Consider the following 1192-nt stretch of genomic DNA (forward strand, 5'->3'; position numbering starts at 1 on the left):
GTTTGTGTAGTTCGATTTGTTTGATACTAATTTCAATAAAGTCTAGTAGTGCTTCTTTTGTCATATTCTGGTCGGTTCTAAAATAGCTTATAACGTTTCGTGGCTTGCAGAAGTGGCGAACTTCGTGACCGATTATTTTCGGCTAAGATGAAATTTCTTGTGAAAGATAAATGTGAAATTACCACATATTTCGCCATTTTTGCAAACCGCTGTTGTGCGTTCGTTTTTTATTTTTTATTGAATTCTTTGATTCCAAAATAACAATTTTCACAGACTAATTTTATTTTTGCAATTTGCATATTTTCATCATTCCAACCATCATCTTTATTTCTCCTTTCTTCACATTTATTGCACCACGCTGATAAATCTTCATCCTCTTCTAAATACATTCCGATTTCACTTTCGAAAGATTCTTCAAAACCTGTTTTTTCTTTTTCGTTCAGATGTTGACAAATGAATGCATTTCTACTTTTTCCGTGTTTTTCGCATTCAATCAGTTTTTCTGTTTTGCTTTTGTTTATTTTTTTCAGTTCTTCAACAAAATTATTTTCAATTTTATCAGTTATCAGAAAATAAATTTCAAGATTATGTTCATTGACAATTCTATACGAACCAATTGCTTCAATCAAATCAAATGTTATGGATGTTAATTCCCAACCGATAAATTCATCTGCATCAAAGTAACCTTCGGTTAATTCAGAATACTTATATTTTTCGCCAAACTTTTTTACTAATAATGTTTTTAATTTATTGTTATGAACTAATTCTTTATTGTTCCATGACCAAAGCCAAGTTCTTGTTGAATTAGAATAACTTCCAATTGGAATGTATTCAAAGTTTAGTTCTGCTTGTGGTTTCTTGAAAGTAATTAATGAAGTTTCTTCATCATAGAAATATTCTGTATAACTATTCAAATCGTAAGTTTCCACAAATTTTTCTTGAACTTTTTTGAATTCGTTACAAGTTTTAATAGCAAAATCTGAATATTGTTCCATTTTCGTTTCTGTTCGGTTAAAATGCCTTATAACGTTTTGCCGCTTTGCGAAGGCGGGGTTTTTCAGCACTAAACTTTATTAGATGCATAAAGCTTAATTTACCACTTCACTGTCATAGAAGCACGAAACCCCCGATTTTGCAAAACGGCTGTTATGCGGTCGGCTTTCTTTCAGGATATTTGTTAAGTTCATCTTTT

1 protein-coding gene is annotated in these 1192 nt (G+C 30.9%); it reads right to left on the minus strand.

Annotation, left to right across the window (positions count from 1 at the left end):
* Positions 1-227 precede the first annotated feature (227 nt).
* Positions 228-995 (minus strand): DUF6882 domain-containing protein, encoded by a 768-nt coding sequence (locus tag ABIB40_RS20650; RefSeq protein WP_354361846.1) that lies wholly within the window; start codon positions 993-995, stop codon positions 228-230.
* Positions 996-1192 lie beyond the last annotated feature (197 nt).

The sequence above is a fragment of the Pedobacter sp. UYP30 genome, assembly GCF_040547165.1.
Lineage (GTDB): Bacteria > Bacteroidota > Bacteroidia > Sphingobacteriales > Sphingobacteriaceae > Pedobacter.

What these genes read in the sequence shown, in the direction of transcription:
- ABIB40_RS20650 (WP_354361846.1), bottom strand. Translation starts at nt 995, where the DNA reads ATGGAACAATATTCAGATTTTGCTATTAAAACTTGTAACGAATTCAAA.